Genomic DNA, 19308 nt, shown 5'->3' on the forward strand with positions numbered 1-19308 from the left:
AAAACCTCCTTGCTTATACTTTTTGTGTTTGAAGGCTTTTTTATTCGTAAACAAGTCTTGCGAAAAATTCTTCATACATTTCTTGGGCAATTTTTGTGTCCTCTGTTCCTTTTATATGGATTCGGCCATCTTTAAATATTGCAACATCTAATCCGTTGACGGTAACTCTAAGTAAAAAGGGAGTTAAAATAGGATGATACAGTGCAAGTTCTGATTCTAGCTGTTTAAGGTCAAATAATCTATTCGTTGATAATTGCACAGTTTTTCTTCCGCATAAAACAACTGCTTCTAAAAAATCTTTTTGAAGTGCCGGGAATATATTCTTAATGCAAACGGGACAATCCGCTTTGGAAAGAGGCAGTTTTGTTTCCATATTCATTCTGTTCCAGACATCAAAAGTTAGCATCGTAGGAATGATTAAGTTGGATTGGTCTGTAAGAATTTTAAGCGCCTCAACCGTCTGATAAGATGCTGTAATTTCAACTGCTGGCATGATTACACCATTTGCATCGCACGTTTCCCCTGACATTCGTCCTCCTAATAAACAGCGAAGACAGCAAGTTTTATCTCGAATAAATACCGCCACAGTGCCTGTAGAACCTGCAACCCCTCCATATAAGTATGGAATGTTATTTTTCATACATACATCATTCAGTATGTATCGCGTTTCAAAATTGTCAGTTCCATCCAAGACCACATCTGCATCTTTCAGCAGCGTTTCTGCGTTATGCCCTGTAATTTGTTCGAAATGTGCTTCAATAACTACTGAAGAATTTATAGCGTTTAGTCGTTCTTTTGCTGCAATCACTTTCGGAACCATATCTTCTGAGTCTTTTTCAATAAAAAGAGTCTGTCGCTGGAGATTTGATTTTTCTACAACATCACGGTCTATTAATATTAAACGTCCTATGCCTGCACGCGTCAGCTGATGAGCTAATGCTGAACCAAGAGCTCCAACCCCTGCAATCACAGCAGTTTTTGTTTGCAAAATAGTCTGTCCCTCTTTACCGATTGGACGAAATAGCTCTTGTTTTTCATACCGATTCATTGTCTTCCCCCCTCAATGATCCCAATTAGCTCGTTTGGTGTGTTCACATTCTTAAAATAATGTTCTTCCTCTTCTTCTACTTCTATATACTTGGTGTTTTTTCTCTGGAGGAGCTTTAACACTTTATAGTTATGTTCTTGTAAGCAGAAATCAATATCAGGTAAACATGTTTTTTTATATACTCCGTTTAATGGATATATTTTTCCGTTTAATACAGGAATCACACAATCATATTCCCCCTCCTGTGCAGCGGTAAGCCATTTTTGATACATACTGCTGCTCATCAAAGGCATGTCACATGGAGTGACAAGATAGTAATCTGCTTTTTGACTGATCATTCCGGTATAAATACCTGCTAACGGTCCTTTACCTTTATAACGGGGTACATCTTCAAAAATGCGTATGAACTTTGAGCTGTCTTTAGTTAAAGTTGTCAATAGTTCCTCGCGCGTAATAACTAGTATCTTATCCGCATGAGGCGTCAGTGATTCAATTGAATACTCTATAAACGTTTTGTTATTCCACATTGCTATTGCTTTTGGGCTCCCAAACCGCCGGGATTCGCCGCCAGCCAAAACTATACCTGCACAAATCACTTGACTGTCCATATGTATAATCCCCCTGCTATTAACCCGCCAATGATTGTGGAACTAAAGTTAACAAGATTATTTGTTACCCATGACAAACCAAATATTCTCACTGTTTTCATCTTGCAATGCCACTTACTCTCAGTCTCTGTTTTACAAATTTGACAATAAAACTTTTGTTCAAACCATGCTCCAAAAAGGGTATCTGCAATATTTCCAAAAAAACCTGCGAAAACAATAATAATACTTCCCATGAAAGTTGATGTATCATATAGGAAATTGTAGCTTATCCCAATTGCTGCAGCTCCTAAAGCGGCAGCGATTGTCCCTAATCCAGTAACAGCTCCTGAAAGTCCTGGTTCAACCTTTCTCCACTCTTTTAAGTGAAAGGGCTTCGTCTTAGACAGTATCCCAATCTCAGAGGCCCACGTATCTGCTGTAGCGGTCGCAAGTGCACCAGCAAACACTATTATCCAAACTGGGTCTTGAATGAATATAGCAGCTATTGCAGCAAGAATGGATGCACCTCCATTTGCAAACACTTGACCGGCTGTCCGCCCTTTCTTGTCTTCTAAAGGTTCTGCATTATAATTTATCTTCATTTCTCTTTTCCATTTGGTTAAAAGGGATGATGTTAGAAAAAATATCGCTAAAATAACTAAACCTTGCCATTTAAAAGAATAAAAGGTTAGTGCTCCTGTTATAAATGCTGCTAAGCTTCCTTTAAGTGTAAGCAGCTTAAAAATAAAGAAGACCATACAGAGCAAAGCGATCCACGTAAAAAAGAAAACTTCCATTTATATATAGCGTCCTTCTTCAGTAATCACTTGTTCTACTGGTACATCAAATACTTCAAAAGGCAGTTGTTCTGCTGTTTGAAATGAGTAGCAAATCGATAATGTTGATCCTTGATAGTTTTGTAAGAAACGGTCATAATAACCGCCTCCGTAACCAATCCTGTATCCTTTTTTGTCAAAAACCAGCCCAGGTACGATAAGCAAGTCGATATTTTCTTTAGGAATAACCTTCGTTCTATCAATTACAGGTTCATAAAGATCCATATACACATTCTCTAATTCATCAAAGGAACTTAGTTCTCTAAATTCCATCTTTTTGTTAGCCGAGTAGCATTTTGGTACACAGACCTTTTTTCCTTCCTCCCAAGCTTTTTTTATAACAGTTGTCGTGTCTAATTCAAATTTTCTAGAAACAGTAATACCGATGTAGTTTGAATTTTGCCAAAGTTCTGTTTTAAATAATTGTGCAGCTATTTTTTCGTTCAAAACCTTTCGATCATTTCCTTCCATAGAGAGTAATTCACTCTTTATCTTTTTTCGCCATTCTGACTTTGTCATTAGCAGCACCTCTTATGAATTGAATTATGCCTTAATCATAGCATGTGTCTTATAAGAGACAAAAAAAAACGCTGATAATGTAATCAACGTTAGTTATTCTTCAAGGTATTTTTCCTCAATCTTTGTAGCTCTTGAAAGTAGTTGATTTCCTTTCCAGGATGCTCGCTTTCCGCAGGGCGTGCGGTGAGCTCACTCTGTACTGCGTACATTGAGCGGTCTCACCTCCCCTCTCGTCCTGCCGGAGTCTCGCCCTTCCGCTCCAATTAAATACCAATGAAGAATTTTTGAAAATCTATCAGTTGCAACAATCTTTGGAATGATCCTATTTATGGACGAAAAAACGCCTGATTCCTCATTCTCATGGGAGTCAGGCGTTCTTATGTGAAATTACTTCGTTTCACGGTGAACTGTGTATTTCTTTAAACGCGGGCTGTATTTTTTAAGCTCTAAACGGTCTGGATTTGTACGCTTGTTTTTAGTAGTGATGTAGTTACGATCACCAGTCTCAGTACAAGCTAAAGTAATGTTTACACGCATTGTTGTTTCCCTCCACATCTTTACCAAAGTACATATTCATGGTTACTAACAGTCATTATTCTCTATTAAACCATACTTTAACATGATAACAAATTCTTATCTAACGGGCAAGAGAGTTTTGTGAAAGTTTCTGATATACGGTCGTGTATTCTTTTAGAACATCTACAAAAGTAGCATGTGACCATGTTAAAGGCGCCACTGATAATGCATCACCTGTGAAGGGGTGGAGCTGTTCTGGCAATACCCCCGTTGTAAAACTATGCTCTTGGACCCAGCGCAAAATTTCGTGAGGCCGTTCTAAATCATGTACTGTTTTTGCCTTTTGAATATACCATTTTGCTACCCAAAGTGTACAAATCAGCCATGGGTTGCCAGGAACCCTTGCTACTTCATGTGTTTGCTGAAAATAGTAATCATTTGTGTACCTAGCTATTCCACCGACACTCGTTTTTATACTCAAATCTTCTTCCATCTGATGCATCGTTCGGACGACTCTTTCATCATCTGCTGAAAATACGCCAAAGGCAAATAGTGCATACATGCTCGATTCCATCGTAAAATCTTTTTTATATGCGTTACCATCCAATAAATAAATACCCCTGATGAATCTGCCAGCACCTTCATCATACAAATGTTTTTCCATACCTGCTTTTATGCGTTCAGCACCTTTTTTATATCGTTCTGCCCTATCGTCTTCACCAAACAGTGTAGCAAATGAATATGCAGCCATGAGTCCTCCATATACACTGCTTGCTGTAAACGTAAATATTCCTCTCCTTTCCTCCCAAAGATCATAAGATTGAAGAGGAAGGTCTAATTCATCATGCATGTATTGGAGCAAAAATCTAGCACTTGGTCTGACAAGCGAGCGATATAGAGATTGAGCAAATTCAATATCACCCGTTTCTTTATAGTGCTCCCAGAACGCCCACAAAACCAGTGCTGTTTCATCTTCTTGGATAGGCAGCTGGCTTGCTCCATCTTTATCAATCATAGGGTGCCAGGAGGACCCTATTGAACCGTCTGGATTATATTTATGATGCAGGTACCCTTCTTTCGTGAGAACATCAGCACATCTTCTATAAAAATTTTTAACCATACCATGAAATCCCGCTTTCGCGACAGAAGCAGCTATTAAAGCTCCGTCTCTCGGCCACATATAACTGTAATGATCGCGGTTATATTGTTGTATATCGGAATCATTTGCTGCGATGATATAGCCATTCTCATTCGTTTGCGTACGTATAATAAGCAAACTCCGGTTGTACAAGTTCAGTAGTTCGTCTGAAAGGTTGCATGGGTCAACCATCGTTTTGTTAACCCACCTCCGCCAATAAACATCTATTTTGTCCAGGGTTAATGATGGACCAATCTCCATCAGATAATCAAAAAGAGAAAAAACCTCTTCTCTGCTTTTGCCAACTGTTAAGGAATAAAATGCTTCCCTTGTTTCATTAGGGGGTATGACTCCAGTGACTGAAAACGTGCTGTCTACAGATCCTTGAGCAATTGGATTCACATGAAGATGGCCATCTTCAGCATCTTTCCATGTCCCTTCTGCACTTAAAAATCGTTTTATACCTGTCGTGTATTGATCCATTTCTTTTCCTTCAAAAGAAGCATGGAACAAAAAATATCGATTCTTTTTATAATGGATAATGACTGACTTATGAGGATCGTAATAGGCAGTATCACCAACTTCGGTCTCGTAAATTGAAAGATCCTGATGAAAGAAAAGTTTAATGTTCTTTTCTTCATCTGTTTCGTTAATAATACTCATTCTCCTCAAAAACATGTTTTCTCTTTGATGAACAGCATCTTCAATCTTCAGGCATACACCTTCTTTTTTATTTCTTGCAAATGACTGAGTCACTAAGGAATCACTGCGGTAACCGGGTTCTATCACCCACTCTTTAGAAGAAAGCCAAGAAAAGGAGCCATTGATACTGGCTCCCAAACGGTTTACATGTCCCTGCACATGATTTTGCTGACCAACATAAGGAAAATATATATCTCTAATCTGCAAAAACGCGTCTAAGTTGATTAGTAAATTTCCATTACCTAAAGCTAAATGTCTTGGCATACGTTACACCTGCTGATACAGCTGGATTTTTTCAATGTATTGTGACGCCGCCTGTTTTGCTTGTTCAGGGTTCGTGTTTTGAGAATAAACCGTAAAAACAGGTTGTTCCACATCAGGTAAAATTAATGTCCAGCCGCCTTCTGGATGAAATACCTTGATTCCATCGAGTAATTCAACATTGTTATCCCTTATATCTTCCATTAACCTTCGCATCACACGCCCTTTTTTATCTTTAGGACATGGTACAAATTCTCTCAGCATATGCACATCAGGCAGCATTTCCACGAGTTCTGAAAGTGTGATTTGCTGCATAGCCATCACTTCCAGTATATGAACAAATGCATATTGTGCATCGTATTGATAGTTTAATACACCTTCGCCAACTTCCATAATGGATCTTGGGTTAGCTTTAGTACGGATCAGCTTTCCCTTTAGACGTTCTGCGATTGAGTCTAATGCTGAAGAGCCATACACAGGAATAGCCATTTCCTTTTGCTTGCCCTGAGAAAATGCAGTGAAAACGTAAAGAGCCAGCATGGTTTCCTCGTCTAACACTTCACCAGTTTCTGTGATTAACCGTAAAGTTTCTCCTGCTTCACCGATCAGAACACCTATATTGGCATTTGTTACTCTAACAAAGGAAGCCATTTCTTCAGGTTTTGTCTGATAGGGGGCAGTTAGAATTTCACAGTTAAGACGGTTATAGAGATTTGGAATGAAATTTAAATACGGCTGATGATTATAATTCACGACTACCCTGAATTTTGCTTCTTGAATTCTTTTTTCCTGAATTTCTTCAAGCAATGCTGAAATATAATCCTCATGCTTATTCGCCTGTAGCGCGCCTTTACCAATTCTATCAAACGATGCCCGTCTATAATCTTCCTGCCAATATGCATTTTCAATTTTTCTTTCAAGATCGGAGTGAATCGGCAAACCTTTGTTATCATAAAACTCTATCATTAATTGTTTTTCGCCTGTAGGGTTGGAGAAACGTACATAAACCCCGCCTTCCAAACGTTCTTCCTCAATTGAAAATCTAACAACCGGCGCCACTGTCGGGCTGATATCAAGTGTGTGTACACCTGAAGAATGAAGTCCTTGTATAAAGGATTGCTTGATCATTACAGAAAAATCATGTGAATCACTTGCGATCAGAATCTGTGAACCATATGGAAGAACCGCACCATAAGCAGAAGCTAGCCTCGCGATGTAATCAGGAGTGATTTCAACATTCGCGATCCCTGAAACTCCCCTTGAACCAAATAATGACTTGGTCGCCTTCTTCCCCCACACGATCGACGTATGAACAAGTGCCTCTTCAAAGATTTCTTTTTCCGGCCATATTTTCACATCCGGTTTTAAAGTAGCATTTTTACCGATCGTACAATGATTTCCTACTACAGCATGCTCAAATATCGATGCATCTTTCTCAACTTTTGTTCCATTTGCAATAGTAGCACCTCTCAGCTCACATTGATCACCTATAAAAACGTCATTCCACAGCACCGTTTTTTTCAATGAGCTTCCGGAACTCACTACGCTGTTTTTCCCTATAACAGATAGTTTTCCAACGTGAGCTCCTTTTCGAATGACAGCCCCATCCGCAATACTTACAGGACCCTCAATCTTAGCTCCTTCTTCGATAAAAACGTTCTCACCAATCCAGATTCCATCTTCATCCTCTTTTCCGGCAACAGGAAGATTGACAAGACCATTTAACATATCATAGTGAGACTGGCGGTACTGTTGCAGACTACCAATATCGGACCAGTAACCATCTGCTTGATAGCCGAACAAATTTTTGTCTTCTTTCATCAGTAATGGAAATAAATCTTTACTGAAATCTACAGGTACATCTTTTTCGATATAAGAGAAAACTTCGGGTTCAAGAACGTAAATGCCAGTATTCACTGTATCGCTGAAAACTTCATTCCAGCTTGGTTTTTCTAAGAATCGGATGATTTTACCTTCCTGATTCGTCATGATCACACCATATTCCAGAGGTGATTCTACTTGTTTCATAAAAATAGTAACTAGGGAATTCTTTTCTTCATGAAAATCAATCCCTTTTTCAAGGTCAAAATCAGTCAAAGCATCGCCGCTAATAACAATAAACCGTTCATCTAAAAAGTCTTCAGCATTTTTAATCGATCCTGCTGTTCCAAGAGGGGAATCTTCAACAAAATAATGAAGATTAACACCAAAGTTCCGCCCGTCGCCAAAATAGTTTTTGATGGCATCTGGAAGATAATGAACGGTAACCGCAATATCAGTTATTCCATACCTTTTTAACAGCTCAATGCCATATTCCATAACCGGCTTGTGAAGCATGGGCACCATAGGTTTTGGCATGTTGCATGTAAGAGGTCTTAAACGTGTTCCTTTTCCGCCAGCCATGATTACACCTTTCATTACACCATTCCTCCTACTTTTGCTGTATTATTTTGAATTTTGTTATATAAGTCAGCGGTTCTTTCAGCAATTGAATTCCAGCTAAAAATGGTTCTAGCCGTTTCTTCACCTTTTCGAGCCATTTCCTTGCAATGTTCACGATTGGCAAACATATATTCTACTGCCCATACGATGCTGTGCGGATCATTTGGATAGACCTTAAGACCAGTTTCATCATGTTCTATAATTTCTTTTAATCCTCCGGTGTCTGAGACAATCGTTAATTTTCCTGCAGCCATTCCTTCAAGTGCCACAATTCCAAAAGGCTCATAATGACTTGGAAAGAGTGCTGCATCCGCTTTTGCAAACCATCCATTTCTCTCCTCATCACTGACAAAACCGGCTAAATGAACATAATTTTCTAAATGTTTTCTCCTCACCATTTCATTTAGTTCATCAAATAGAGGTCCTTTTCCGGCAATCACAAATTTCACTTGAAGTCCTTTATTTCTTAAAATATCTGCAGCTTCAATAATCGTTTGAAAGCCTTTTTCTTTTACGAGCCTTCCTACTGAAAATAGCAATAGTTCATTATCAGAGCGTTTTTCATCATAATTTTTTTCATTCGAATCAGCTATTATCTGTTGTGGATCTATGCCATTAGGCAAGATGGATATTTTATCTTCAGGGATTTGAAAAACATCGGTAAGTTCTTTTTTCATGTAATTACTGCAGACAATGAGGCTGTCAGAACCGTCCATAAGTTCCCACTCTTTTTGATTAATCTCATATTGCAGAGGTGAAGTAATTCCGTTGTTTCTTCCATGTTCAGTGGCATGTATAGTCGTGATTAACGGAATTTCTAATTCTTTTTTTACCGCTAAGGCTGCAACGGAAACAAGCCAGTCATGAGCATGGATACAATCAAACTTAATTTTCTTGGATAGTTCAACAGCATATTCGGCCATTGCCAAGTTCAAGCTGCCGGTCCAATGAAAGAAAGATTCAAAAGATGGCTGTTTTCCATTGAGCCTATATACGTGAACGCCATTATTTATTTCGTAGTCTGGATAGCCATCGACTGCAGAAGTTAGCACATACACTTCATGACCCAGATCAGTTAATTTACGCGATAGATCAAATACATGTCTCGATAGCCCTCCAACCACCATAGGCGGAAATTCCCAAGAGAGCATCAATATTTTATTACCTTTTTGGTTTTGGTTTGTATACTGCATATTCACATATAAATCATGCTGATTTTTAAAGTAATGCCATAACTCCATCACGATAAATGGATATTCATTTTCATAATCTGAGATTTCTTTAACGTTATAACTTCCATTTTGAATTGCCTCATTTAATGTATGAAACCTTTCAATGTGTTCTTGAAATCGATCTTTTGCATATTGTGAAGCGCTATTGCCTTCAATAATAAAAGCCCAATCAGAACTTGCAGCAAGCATCCATTCTCTTACCATCTGGTTAGCATATCGTTCGATCACAATATTCACTTTTTCTTTTGAAAGCTTGGCAGCTAGTTCAACTAATTTCTTCTCACAGTAATGAAGATGACGATACATCCATGCATTTGTATTGTTTAGCCAAACTTCGCCAGTCCCATTCCTTCCCCATGTTGAAAAGCCAGGTCTAACGGTTTCAAGGTCTTGATAATGTCTGTGTAAAAATTCTTGTGGTGTGATCCAGCTGATGTTTTGTTCGATTGAAACTTCCATGGATTGAAGTAAGAATTCTGGTCCTTCAAACCACCAGTGTCCAAAAAGTTCTGCGTCAAAAGGTGCGGTAATAAGTTGAGGAGGAAAAGATTGTTTGTTGTTATGTAAGTAGTCTTTGATGCGAATATTAAAATCTTTGGTATGCTGTTTTATTTTTTCTTCGGCATATGTTCTGTTATACCAGTCTTTATTTTCAGTTTCACCAGTAATTCGCCAATATTTTAACGAGGTATCTACTCTGATTCCGTCAGGATGAATAAATCCTTTAATGTAATCAAAGTCGCGTTCATAAGCAACGTCGCGATAAAACTCCCTGTAATCGAAATCACCTGGATATCCAACAGAAGAATTCCAAATGGTCTCAGAAATAAACTGATTTCTAGGGAATAATGCTACCCCATGAGGTGAATAAACGGGTGCTCCTATTCCTTTACTTGGTACAGGCTTACTCTTTAGAAGTGTTTGTTCATCAACAAACGTGTAGCGGATTCCTGCATCAGCTAATATTTTATCTACACCGGGAGAATAAGCACATTCTGGAAGCCAAAATCCTGTTGGTTTATACCCAAAATATTTCTCATACGTATTTACACCTGCAAGAATTTGCGCTTTTACTCCCTGCTCAGTCTGAACATACGGCAAGAACGCATGAGTTGCAGCGGAAGTAATACATGTGATTTTCCCTTCATCCATAAAAGACCTGAAAGCTTTAATAATCTGGCAGTCATGATTCTGATACGTATTCATGATTTTCTTATAGCGTTTTTCGTAAAAACTGATGATTTCTTTTTCCTGTTTGTTTTTTGAGAAGCTTTTTTCTTTTTTGATGAGTCTTAAAGTGGAATCGAGATGCTCTAAATAGCGTTTTTGAATAACTGGATCATTCAATAGTTCAAGCAATGGAGGGGAAAATGATAAGGTCCAAGATAAGGATTCAGGCTGCTCTTCTAAAACCCATAATAACGGGATATATGACTCAGTAAGTGCCTCAAATACCCATCTTTCCTCTAATCTATTTGCTTCATTATGTCTCACGTAGGGAAGGTGAGCGTGCAAAACCAATGCGAAATACCCGTTAGACATTGTATACTCTCCTATCTGATTTTTTGATAGTATGAATAAGTTGAAAAATTTTCAAGCCATTCAGGCTGTGATATATCCTGCTGTTTCCATCGTTCTATCTTTTCATCGTAAGAACTGTTCACTTCGTTCGCACCAGTTTCAGCTGGATTTGTACGCAACAATGTAAAAAAGCTGCCGTCGAATGTGCGGGTTCCAATATCTGCAATGTATGTGCGGTCAGGCTCTAATGAATGAAGGAACCAGTTGTTTGTCATAGGAGGAATATCTATTTCAAATGTTCTGTGTGCGTTATGCCCATAAAATAGAATATCCGTGACATCGTATACTTTTAAAACACCAGGAAGCTCCTCCCACTTTGTACGAAAGTGGTGTTCAGCCATAATCTTGACCGATTCTGAAAAGCTCCAATATACATACAAACTCTCAGGTGTACGCGGCATAAGACAAGCGTTTGCTTCCTTATACTCAAATGGCATTGACCATTTTTCTTTTGTCATTTCTTGTGATGGAGCAAAAATCTCTTCAGGCGGCGATTGCTGCTGCCGGTATTTATTCCAGCGGTATTGAACCTTGCCTAAAGACATATTCATTCTTTCAGCAATCTCTTGCAGCGTAAGTCCTCTTTCCTTTAGTTTCACAATATCTTCGATCAAGTTCATCACCTCATCTTAATCAATTATTCTAGTAAACTTATACTTATTCTTAGATTTTAAATAATCGTATCATTAGATATTTTTATATACAATGTGTCAAAAAAGTCGAAAATTGACGGTTTCAACTCCTGCTTGAGATTACAGTTTATGTAAAGTTTTTGTAACCGGTTGCTTCATCAGATTATTCTGAAATTTAGACAAAATTACACAAAAACACGTGTTTTTTTCTAATTTATGGATTATAAATTTATATTATGACAAGAAAATAGTCGAAATGTTGTATTTTGTGTAAACTTTTGTGAAAAAACCTATACCATAAATAGATACTATGTTATAAAAGTAAAGGGTATAGCTTTATTTACAGGGAGGATATTATGGAGTTTGCAATTTTTGGATTATTGCTAGTTGGTATTATTCTTTTGATTCTTTCCTTTCGAAAAAATCGTGAAAACTCAGTTGAAACACAGCTTGAAAACTTTACGATTCAATTAATGAAAGAAATCTATCAAATTAAGAAGAAGCTAAAAGTTCTTGAAGATGAAATGATGATTAACGATAAGAACTAAATTTGTGAGGGGAAATTAGTATGGCGAGCAAAAACCTTCGCGGATTTTCAGCTGGTATTATAATTTCTACTGGAATATTAGCTGGTGTATATTACACAGCGGATACAGAAAACCGTACTGAATTAACGGATACAGCAGTAGAACAATATCTTTCTGAAAAAGGCGAATTGGCGATTTCAAAAGAGGAATATACTTCTTTAACAGAAGCTGAAAGTGCAGCGGCTGCACCTGCAAAAGAAGAAGCCGATGCTGAACCTGAAAAGGAAGAAGATAAAGTTTTTCAGATGACTTTAACAATCACACAAGGTATGAGTACTGGCGAGGTTTGTGATCTTCTTCAAAAAGGAAACATTATTAAGGACAGCAAAGAATTCTTAAAGTACTTAAGGTCTAATAACTTAGAAGGTGCTGTCAGAGCTGAATCTCATCAGGTGAACAGCAGCATGAATTTTGATGAATTAGCTAAAGAAATAACAAGTTCTTAAATTTTTATTACATAAAAAGAGCAGGCGTATCTCACGCCTGCTCTCTTTCTTTAATCATTCAATCCGTATCGCTTGCCTTTGACTAAGAAAATAATACTTTCAGCAATGTTCGTTGCATGGTCCGCTGTACGCTCGATGTATCTGCATACAAAAAGCAGCTGGCTAATCTGTGAAAGGTGATCAGGATTCTTGGTCATTAATTCAAGAAGCTCTTTAATAATTTTTCCATATGTTTCATCAACGTAGTCATCCATATCAGCAAGTTCTTTTGCCAAAGCAACGTCTTCTTCCACATATGCTTTTGTTGAGACTGTCAGCATCTTAATAGCATGATGCGCCATTTTTGGAAGTTCTTCAAGTGGTTTAATAAGTTCTTGCTTACCGATTCGAATCGTTGATTTTGCAATATTTACTGCGAAATCAGCCATTCTCTCAATATCAGATGAAATCTTAATAGCTGCAATAATACGTCTTAAATCTGACGCTACAGGAGCTTGTTTTGCAATCAAAAGGATTGCCATATCATTGATCTCATCTTCTAAGACATTGATTCTGTTATCATTTTCAATTACTTCTAATGCTTTATCAAGATTTTGAGTTTTTAAAGCTTCTACAGATTCTAGCAAAGCTTCCTCTGTCAGCTTTGAAATCTGAATAATAGCATTTTTCATTTCTTCTAATTGAAGCTGAAAATTTTCACGAACAACCATTTATCCCACTCCTATTCCCTTTTATTAGCCAAAACGTCCTGTAATATAATCTTCGGTTCGTTTATCAGATGGGTTTGAGAACAATGTGCTGGTATCTGTGTACTCTACAACTTCTCCATTAAGGAAGAATGCTGTACGATCTGAAATACGAGCTGCTTGCTGCATGTTATGAGTAACGATAACAATGCTATAATCCTTTTTCAACTCTTGAACAAGCTCTTCAACTTTTAATGTAGAGATTGGATCAAGTGCAGATGTTGGTTCATCCATTAAGATTACGTCTGGTTCAATCGCAAGACAACGCGCAATACATAGACGCTGCTGCTGTCCGCCTGATAGTCCGTAAGCATTTTCGTTTAAACGGTCTTTAACTTCATCCCAGATAGCCGCACCTCTTAAGCTTTTTTCAACAACTTCATCTAAAACTTTTTTATTTTTAATGCCATGGATTCGAGGTCCATAAGCTACATTATCATAGATCGATTTTGGGAAAGGATTTGGCTTTTGAAACACCATACCAACTTGTGTACGAAGTTCTTCTACTCCGTACTTCGGATCAAAGATATTTTTTTCTCTGTAAACAATTTCTCCTGACATGCGAACGATTGGGATCATCTCAACCATTCTGTTCAGTGTTTTAATAAATGTAGATTTACCGCACCCAGACGGCCCAATGATTGCTGTTACCTGCTTTTCAGGTATATCAAATTTAATATCTTTTAAGGCATGATCTTGTCCGTACCATAAGTTCAAGTTATTTATTTTGAAAACAGGTGTAAACTGTTCTTCCTTTTTAATATCCTTTTGTACCAACTGTTTATTAATTGTAATATCCATGTTTTTAAGTCCTCCTTCTCTCTGTTAGAAGCGTTTGTGAAATTTATTTCGAATGTATACAGCGATTGAATTCATGATGAGCAAGATAATCATCAAGATTATAATTCCGCTTGCTGCAAGCATATGGAAGTCTTCTTGAGGTCTGCTCGTCCAGTTATAAAGCTGTATCGGAAGCACAGTAAACTGCGAGAATAGATTTTCTGGTACAAACGCTACATATGCTAATGCCCCTAATACCAATAACGGAGCTGTTTCCCCTACTGCACGTGATAAGGCTAAGATTGTACCTGTAAGAATTCCAGGAAGTGCGGCAGGAAATACGATTCTTCTGATCGTTTGCCATTTAGTTGCTCCCATTCCGAAAGAAGCTTCCCTAATTTCTTTAGGTACTGTTCTGATTGCTTCTTGAGAAGCAACAACGATTACAGGAAGAATTAATAAACTCATTGTTAATCCACCTGCAAGTACACTTGATCCAAGTCCCGCTAATCTCACAAAAATCGTCAATCCTAAAAGTCCAAAAACAATGGACGGTACACCAGCTAAGTTAGCAATATTTACTTGGACAAATTTTGTAAAAGCATTTTTCTTTGCATATTCTTCTAAATAAATTGCTGTACCGACTCCAAGAATAAACGAAACAGGGGCTGTAACAGCCATTATCCATATCGTACCTAAAAGTGCTGCCCAAATACCAGCGCGTTCAGGCATTCTCGAAGCAAAATTTGTAATGAAATCCAGACTTAAATATGGCAATCCATCAACTAAGATTCTATAGATCAAAACGCCTAAAACAATTAAAGAAAAACTAGTTGCAAGAATAAAAAGAAACTTCGCAAACCCGTTGGCAGCAACTCTGCTTCCCATTCTTTTCTTAACTGACTCTTTATTAATTAAACTCATTAATATTCCTCCCTAAACTTGCGGGAAATAAACTGAGCAAGTAAATTCATAATTAGTGTAAAAACAAACAATGTCATCCCTACCGCATAAATACTGTAATAAATCGTCGTCCCATACCCCGTATCTCCTTGGCTTACTTGAACGATATACGCAGTCATGGTCTGAATAGATTCTGTTACATTAATATCTGCTGTAGGTCTAGATCCACCGGCAATCGTAACGATCATCGTTTCACCGATGGCACGTGAAATTCCTAATACGAAGGATGCCATTACACCTGAAAGAGCAGCTGGAAGCACGACTTTCATAGCAACTTCAAAACGTGTTGCTCCTAATGCCATTGCGCCTTCCCTCATAGAGTTTGGCACAGCGTTCATTGCGTCTTCTGATAAAGAAGCAATCATAGGAATGATCATAATTCCAACCACAATACCGGGACTTAACGCATTAAAAATCGAAATTCCCCCAGGTATAATGCTATCCAATAACGGAGTGACAAAAGTAAGTGCAAAAAATCCGTATACAATTGTAGGTATACCAGCTAATACTTCTAAAATAGGTTTAATTAATTTTCTTGTTTTTGCTGAAGCATATTCACTTAAATATATCGCGGCTGCAAGACCAACTGGAATTGCAACTACCATTGCGATAGCTGTTACTGTAAGAGTACCCATTACAAGTGCGAGAATACCATAATCAGCATTTTTATCCGCAGTGAAAGGGAACCATCGTGTATTTGTAAAAAATTCAACGATTGATACTCGGTTAAAGAAAGTAAAAGTTTCAGTTAAAAGTGTAAAAACAATGCCTAGTGTAGTAAAAATAGAAATAATAGCACAGATCAAAAAGATTTTTGGAACTACCTTTTCCATTACCGCCGATTGACTTCTTGAAGATTTATTCTCCTGAATCATAGAGCGGATCGATTTTTGGTTTGTTTTATCTCTTGACACCAATAGCCCTCCTATAATTCGATAATACTAAACAGGTGAAAGGTGAGGAGCAGCAATTCTCCTCACCTTTATTATTTTGTTAAGTTATTCCATATGAATTTTTATTTACCTGCAAGTTCATCGAGCTTTTTCATTTGCTCTTCGTATTTTTCCTTTGGAAGAGACACATATCCAATCGTATCAGATGAAGCAAGTTCACCAGCATTTTCAAGAGTAAACTTCATGTACTCATAAACTGCTTCGTTCTCTTTTACTGATTTGTTATTCACATATGTGAATAACGGACGGGATAGTGGAGCGTATTCACCGGACTCGATAGTTTCAGGATTTGGTTCTACAGGACCATTTCCGCCATCAATTGGAACAGCCTTTAATTTATCTTTATTTGCCTGATAGTACGCATAACCGAAGAATCCGATTGCATCTTTAGAACCAGTAACACCTTGTACAAGAACGTTGTCATCTTCAGAAAGCTGAGCATCACGGCGCATAGGTTTTTCTTCTAGGATTACTTCATCGAAATAGTCATATGTTCCAGAATCAGTACCAGGAGCAAAAACTTCAATTTTTTCCTTCGGCCATCCTTCACGAACATCAGCCCAAGTTTTTGCTGCATCTTTTTCAAGGAAAATCTTTTTAAGCTCATCTACTGTAAGGTGATCGATAAAGTCGTTTTCTTTTGAAACAACTACTGATAAACCATCTTTAGCAAGTTCAAACTCTGTAAATTCAATACCTTTTTCTTTTGCTGCAGTTTTTTCTTCTTCTTTAATCGGACGAGAAGCATTTGAAAGATCAAGTTCTCCACGAACAAATTTTTCAAAGCCGCCGCCAGAACCAGAAACTCCAACTGTAGCCTTTACATCAGGATTTGCAGCTTGGAATTCTTCAGAAACAGCTTCCATGATTGGGAATACTGTGGATGATCCATCAATTTTAATTTTACCGCTTAGATCTCCGCCGCCAGCTGCTCCATCTTCACTTTTATTTCCGCATGCTGCTGCGAAAACTAAAATTAGTGACATTACAGCTAATAGGTACACAGACTTCATTTTCTTCATCTTGATAGGTCCCCCTAAATGTAATTTTCAACTTTTTCATGTTAGAGATTTTTTATCTCGGGTCATGAATCCCTTATGCTTGTTTCTTTCTTACACTTACTACAATAAACCTGGATTATTAATTAGGTTTTAATGAATTGTAAAGAGATTGTTAAGACTGAATTTTGTTGAATATAATCCTATTCTTTTACTCATCGCTTGAAACTATACAAAAAAAGAACCGCACTGATCAGCGCGATTCTTTGTTCTCGTTCGTTTGATTAGATTCAGGTTCTGCTGGTATACCTTCTTTTTTCATTGAAAAATACGCGTCCAGAACACCTTCTGCAATTTCATTGTTTGTGTAGCCTTCTCGTATATCAGGTACGACTACCGCGAACGCTACTTCAGGGTTTTCATATGGAGCATAGCCGACCAGTGTTTTGTTTTCTAGACCCGTTTCCTTATTGACTTCTGCTGTCCCTGTCTTTCCTGCTGGATTGTATTCTTTGTCTTTAAATATCCAAGCCGCTGTCCCGTTAGATCCATGCATTACTTCGTAAAAACCTTTTTGAACGACTTCAATGTCACTAGGATTCATTTCAATCTTATTCATAACGTTTGGTTCAAAACGATATAGAAGTTTGCCTAATTTATTCGGATCCACAGATGGTTCTCTAATCTCTTTTAACAAATGCGGCTGCATCCTTAAACCGCCGTTAGCAATTGTTGAAACGTATTGTGCCAGCTGCATAGGTGTATATGTGTCAAATTGCCCAATCGAGAAAAACATTGCTTGGAACAATTCATTACTCATTCCTGTATTATAACCTGTTGCCTCAGAAGGCAAGTCAATTCCCGTAGGTACGCCCAGACCAAATTGACTATAAGAATTTCTCAGTATTTCAAAAGCTTCTCTCACTTTATGATCATTAAAGCGTTTGTTTGCATAATCATAGCCTGAGAGACGCATCGCAATGTGCCACATAAAAATGTTCGAAGATCCTTCCAACGCTTCAATTGCATCAACCGGTCCCATGTTCGCATGTGATTTTAATTGTCTTCCGTCACCAAATTTGATCGGTGCATCATTGATTACGGTATTACGTTCAATAACACCTTCATGTAATCCTGTTAAAACAGTAGCTCCTTTAACAGTGGACCCCATCGCATACGAATGATAGATGTTGCCGAATGGAATATCATTAAATTTGCCTGTCTTCCGATTGTACTCTTTACCAGCCATGGATAAGATTTCGCCTGTATTAGGATCCATCATAACCACATAAGCATTTTTTAATTCCTTGTTATCATAAGCATACTTACCTCGAATAGCTTCTTTTAATTCTTCTTCAATAACCTTTTCGACTTTTTGCTGAAGTTCCATATCTACAGTTAATACAAGATCGCTTCCTCTTGCACCATCTTCTTCGACAGGATCACCCACAGGATTCCCTACTTTATCCGTAACATATTTGATTTTTGTTTTCGTTCCACGAAGAACCGATTCATATTGTTCTTCTAAAAAGCTCGTACCAACCATATCATTTCGGTCATTACCTCTAGAAGTGTAATAATCCATTTTTGATTTCGGTATTTGTTTTACTTGTCCGAATATATCCCTGAAAGAATCTTTAAATGGATAAGAACGTTCTGCATCAGGTTTTATATCTACACCTTCTAACTCAGGGAGGTGTTCACTGATTAAAGCGATTTCTTCTTTGGTTGCACCAATTTTTATTCTTTGAGGGGAAAGTGTATACCCTTTATCCATCTCACTTTTAATCGCGAGGACTTCAAGCTGCTGTTTCGTTAATGATTCAACGTCTTTCTGAGTTACTTTTTCGAGCATTAAATCATAAAGCTCTTCAGGAGGAGTGCTTTCATTTTCGGCAGCTGATATTCTCTTCTTTACTTCTTCTTCATTTAGAAAGATAAAATAATCCTTTTTATCTCTTTCTGTTAGTTCTTCCGAGTCTTTATCGATCAATTCAGCCATTTTTTTAGCAATTTCGTGTCTTTTTTCAGCATCCGCTTCACGTGTTCTTGTGTACGTTATCGAAAATACCGGCTCATTATCCACTACTACTCGATAGTTAGCATCAAACATTTTACCTCGCGGGGCATCAAGTTTTGTTGTTACATTTTCTGTTAGGTACGCGGTCCGTTTGTATTCTTCACCTTTAACAATTTGTATGTAGCCTAATCTTAATACCAGCACTGAAAAGAGAAAAAATACCGATAAAAACAAGGCATTCATTCGAATCGGTACGTGATTTTTCTTTTTATTTGATTTTGATTTCATAATATTGTAAATCTCCCTTTAAAACAGCAGAAA

General features: G+C 37.6%; 17 protein-coding genes. 2 read left to right on the top strand and 15 right to left on the bottom strand.

Annotated elements, in window-relative coordinates; all coding sequences use genetic code 11:
- Positions 1-40: 40 nt before the first annotated feature.
- The 9 genes from UN64_RS17840 to UN64_RS17880 all read right to left on the bottom strand — a co-directional run bounded on the left by UN64_RS17840 (position 41) and on the right by UN64_RS17880 (position 11476).
- Entirely contained in the window at positions 41-1048 is a 1008-nt protein-coding gene (locus UN64_RS17840; protein WP_077365367.1) for a ThiF family adenylyltransferase, read from the bottom strand.
- Complete coding sequence (locus UN64_RS17845; protein WP_077365369.1) at positions 1045-1656, bottom strand: molybdenum cofactor guanylyltransferase; 612 nt, start codon at positions 1654-1656, stop codon at positions 1045-1047. Before UN64_RS17845 ends, UN64_RS17840 begins: the two co-directional genes overlap by 4 nt.
- Positions 1641-2432: a DUF92 domain-containing protein gene (locus UN64_RS17850; RefSeq protein WP_077365371.1), complete on the bottom strand. Its 792-nt coding sequence runs from the start codon at positions 2430-2432 to the stop codon at positions 1641-1643. Before UN64_RS17850 ends, UN64_RS17845 begins: the two co-directional genes overlap by 16 nt.
- Positions 2433-2990: a 5-formyltetrahydrofolate cyclo-ligase gene (locus UN64_RS17855; RefSeq protein WP_077365373.1), complete on the bottom strand. Its 558-nt coding sequence runs from the start codon at positions 2988-2990 to the stop codon at positions 2433-2435. It lies immediately after the preceding gene.
- A gap of 387 nt (positions 2991-3377) precedes the next feature.
- Entirely contained in the window at positions 3378-3527 is a 150-nt protein-coding gene (rpmG, locus tag UN64_RS17860; protein WP_066242361.1) for a 50S ribosomal protein L33, read from the bottom strand.
- Positions 3528-3627: 100 nt separating this feature from the next.
- Complete coding sequence (locus UN64_RS17865) at positions 3628-5610, bottom strand: glycoside hydrolase family 15 protein (RefSeq protein ID WP_077365375.1); 1983 nt, start codon at positions 5608-5610, stop codon at positions 3628-3630.
- 3 nt (positions 5611-5613) lie between these two features.
- The gene (locus UN64_RS17870) at positions 5614-8025 is read right to left on the bottom strand and encodes a sugar phosphate nucleotidyltransferase (protein WP_077365377.1); all 2412 of its coding nucleotides are present in this window, start codon (positions 8023-8025) and stop codon (positions 5614-5616) included.
- Positions 8025-10823, bottom strand: coding sequence for a 1,4-alpha-glucan branching protein domain-containing protein (locus UN64_RS17875; protein ID WP_077365379.1), 2799 nt, complete (start codon positions 10821-10823; stop codon positions 8025-8027). The genes UN64_RS17870 and UN64_RS17875 overlap by 1 nt, the downstream gene beginning before the upstream one ends.
- A gap of 11 nt (positions 10824-10834) precedes the next feature.
- Positions 10835-11476, bottom strand: coding sequence for a DUF4912 domain-containing protein (locus UN64_RS17880; protein ID WP_171978967.1), 642 nt, complete (start codon positions 11474-11476; stop codon positions 10835-10837).
- 374 nt (positions 11477-11850) lie between these two features.
- Between UN64_RS17880 and UN64_RS17885 the strand changes: the two genes are divergently transcribed.
- Positions 11851-12042 carry a hypothetical protein gene (locus UN64_RS17885; protein ID WP_066290945.1) on the top strand — a complete coding sequence of 64 codons (192 nt, stop codon included), beginning with the start codon at positions 11851-11853 and terminating at the stop codon, positions 12040-12042.
- A gap of 20 nt (positions 12043-12062) precedes the next feature.
- Entirely contained in the window at positions 12063-12527 is a 465-nt protein-coding gene (locus UN64_RS17890) for a hypothetical protein (protein ID WP_077365383.1), read from the top strand.
- Positions 12528-12577: 50 nt separating this feature from the next.
- Here the strand turns inward: UN64_RS17890 and phoU are convergent, their stop codons facing one another.
- The 6 genes from phoU to UN64_RS17920 all read right to left on the bottom strand — a co-directional run bounded on the left by phoU (position 12578) and on the right by UN64_RS17920 (position 19275).
- Complete coding sequence (phoU, locus tag UN64_RS17895; protein ID WP_077365386.1) at positions 12578-13237, bottom strand: phosphate signaling complex protein PhoU; 660 nt, start codon at positions 13235-13237, stop codon at positions 12578-12580.
- 24 nt (positions 13238-13261) lie between these two features.
- Positions 13262-14050, bottom strand: coding sequence for a phosphate ABC transporter ATP-binding protein PstB (gene pstB, locus UN64_RS17900; RefSeq protein WP_379847419.1), 789 nt, complete (start codon positions 14048-14050; stop codon positions 13262-13264).
- Between the two features lie 48 nt (positions 14051-14098).
- A complete protein-coding gene (gene pstA / locus UN64_RS17905; RefSeq protein WP_077365390.1) occupies positions 14099-14977 on the bottom strand; it encodes a phosphate ABC transporter permease PstA in 879 nt (292 codons plus the stop codon).
- Positions 14977-15933 (bottom strand): phosphate ABC transporter permease subunit PstC, encoded by a 957-nt coding sequence (gene pstC, locus UN64_RS17910; protein WP_425590128.1) that lies wholly within the window; start codon positions 15931-15933, stop codon positions 14977-14979. The genes pstA and pstC overlap by 1 nt, the downstream gene beginning before the upstream one ends.
- Before the next feature lie 98 nt (positions 15934-16031).
- Positions 16032-16991, bottom strand: coding sequence for a PstS family phosphate ABC transporter substrate-binding protein (locus UN64_RS17915; protein ID WP_077365392.1), 960 nt, complete (start codon positions 16989-16991; stop codon positions 16032-16034).
- A 229-nt stretch (positions 16992-17220) separates the two neighbouring features.
- Positions 17221-19275, bottom strand: a complete 2055-nt coding sequence (locus UN64_RS17920) for a penicillin-binding transpeptidase domain-containing protein (RefSeq protein WP_077365394.1) — start codon at positions 19273-19275, stop codon at positions 17221-17223.
- Positions 19276-19308: the final 33 nt, after the last annotated feature.

Origin of the sequence: Fictibacillus arsenicus, assembly GCF_001999465.1 — a bacterium.
Taxonomy (GTDB): domain Bacteria; phylum Bacillota; class Bacilli; order Bacillales; family Fictibacillaceae; genus Fictibacillus; species Fictibacillus arsenicus.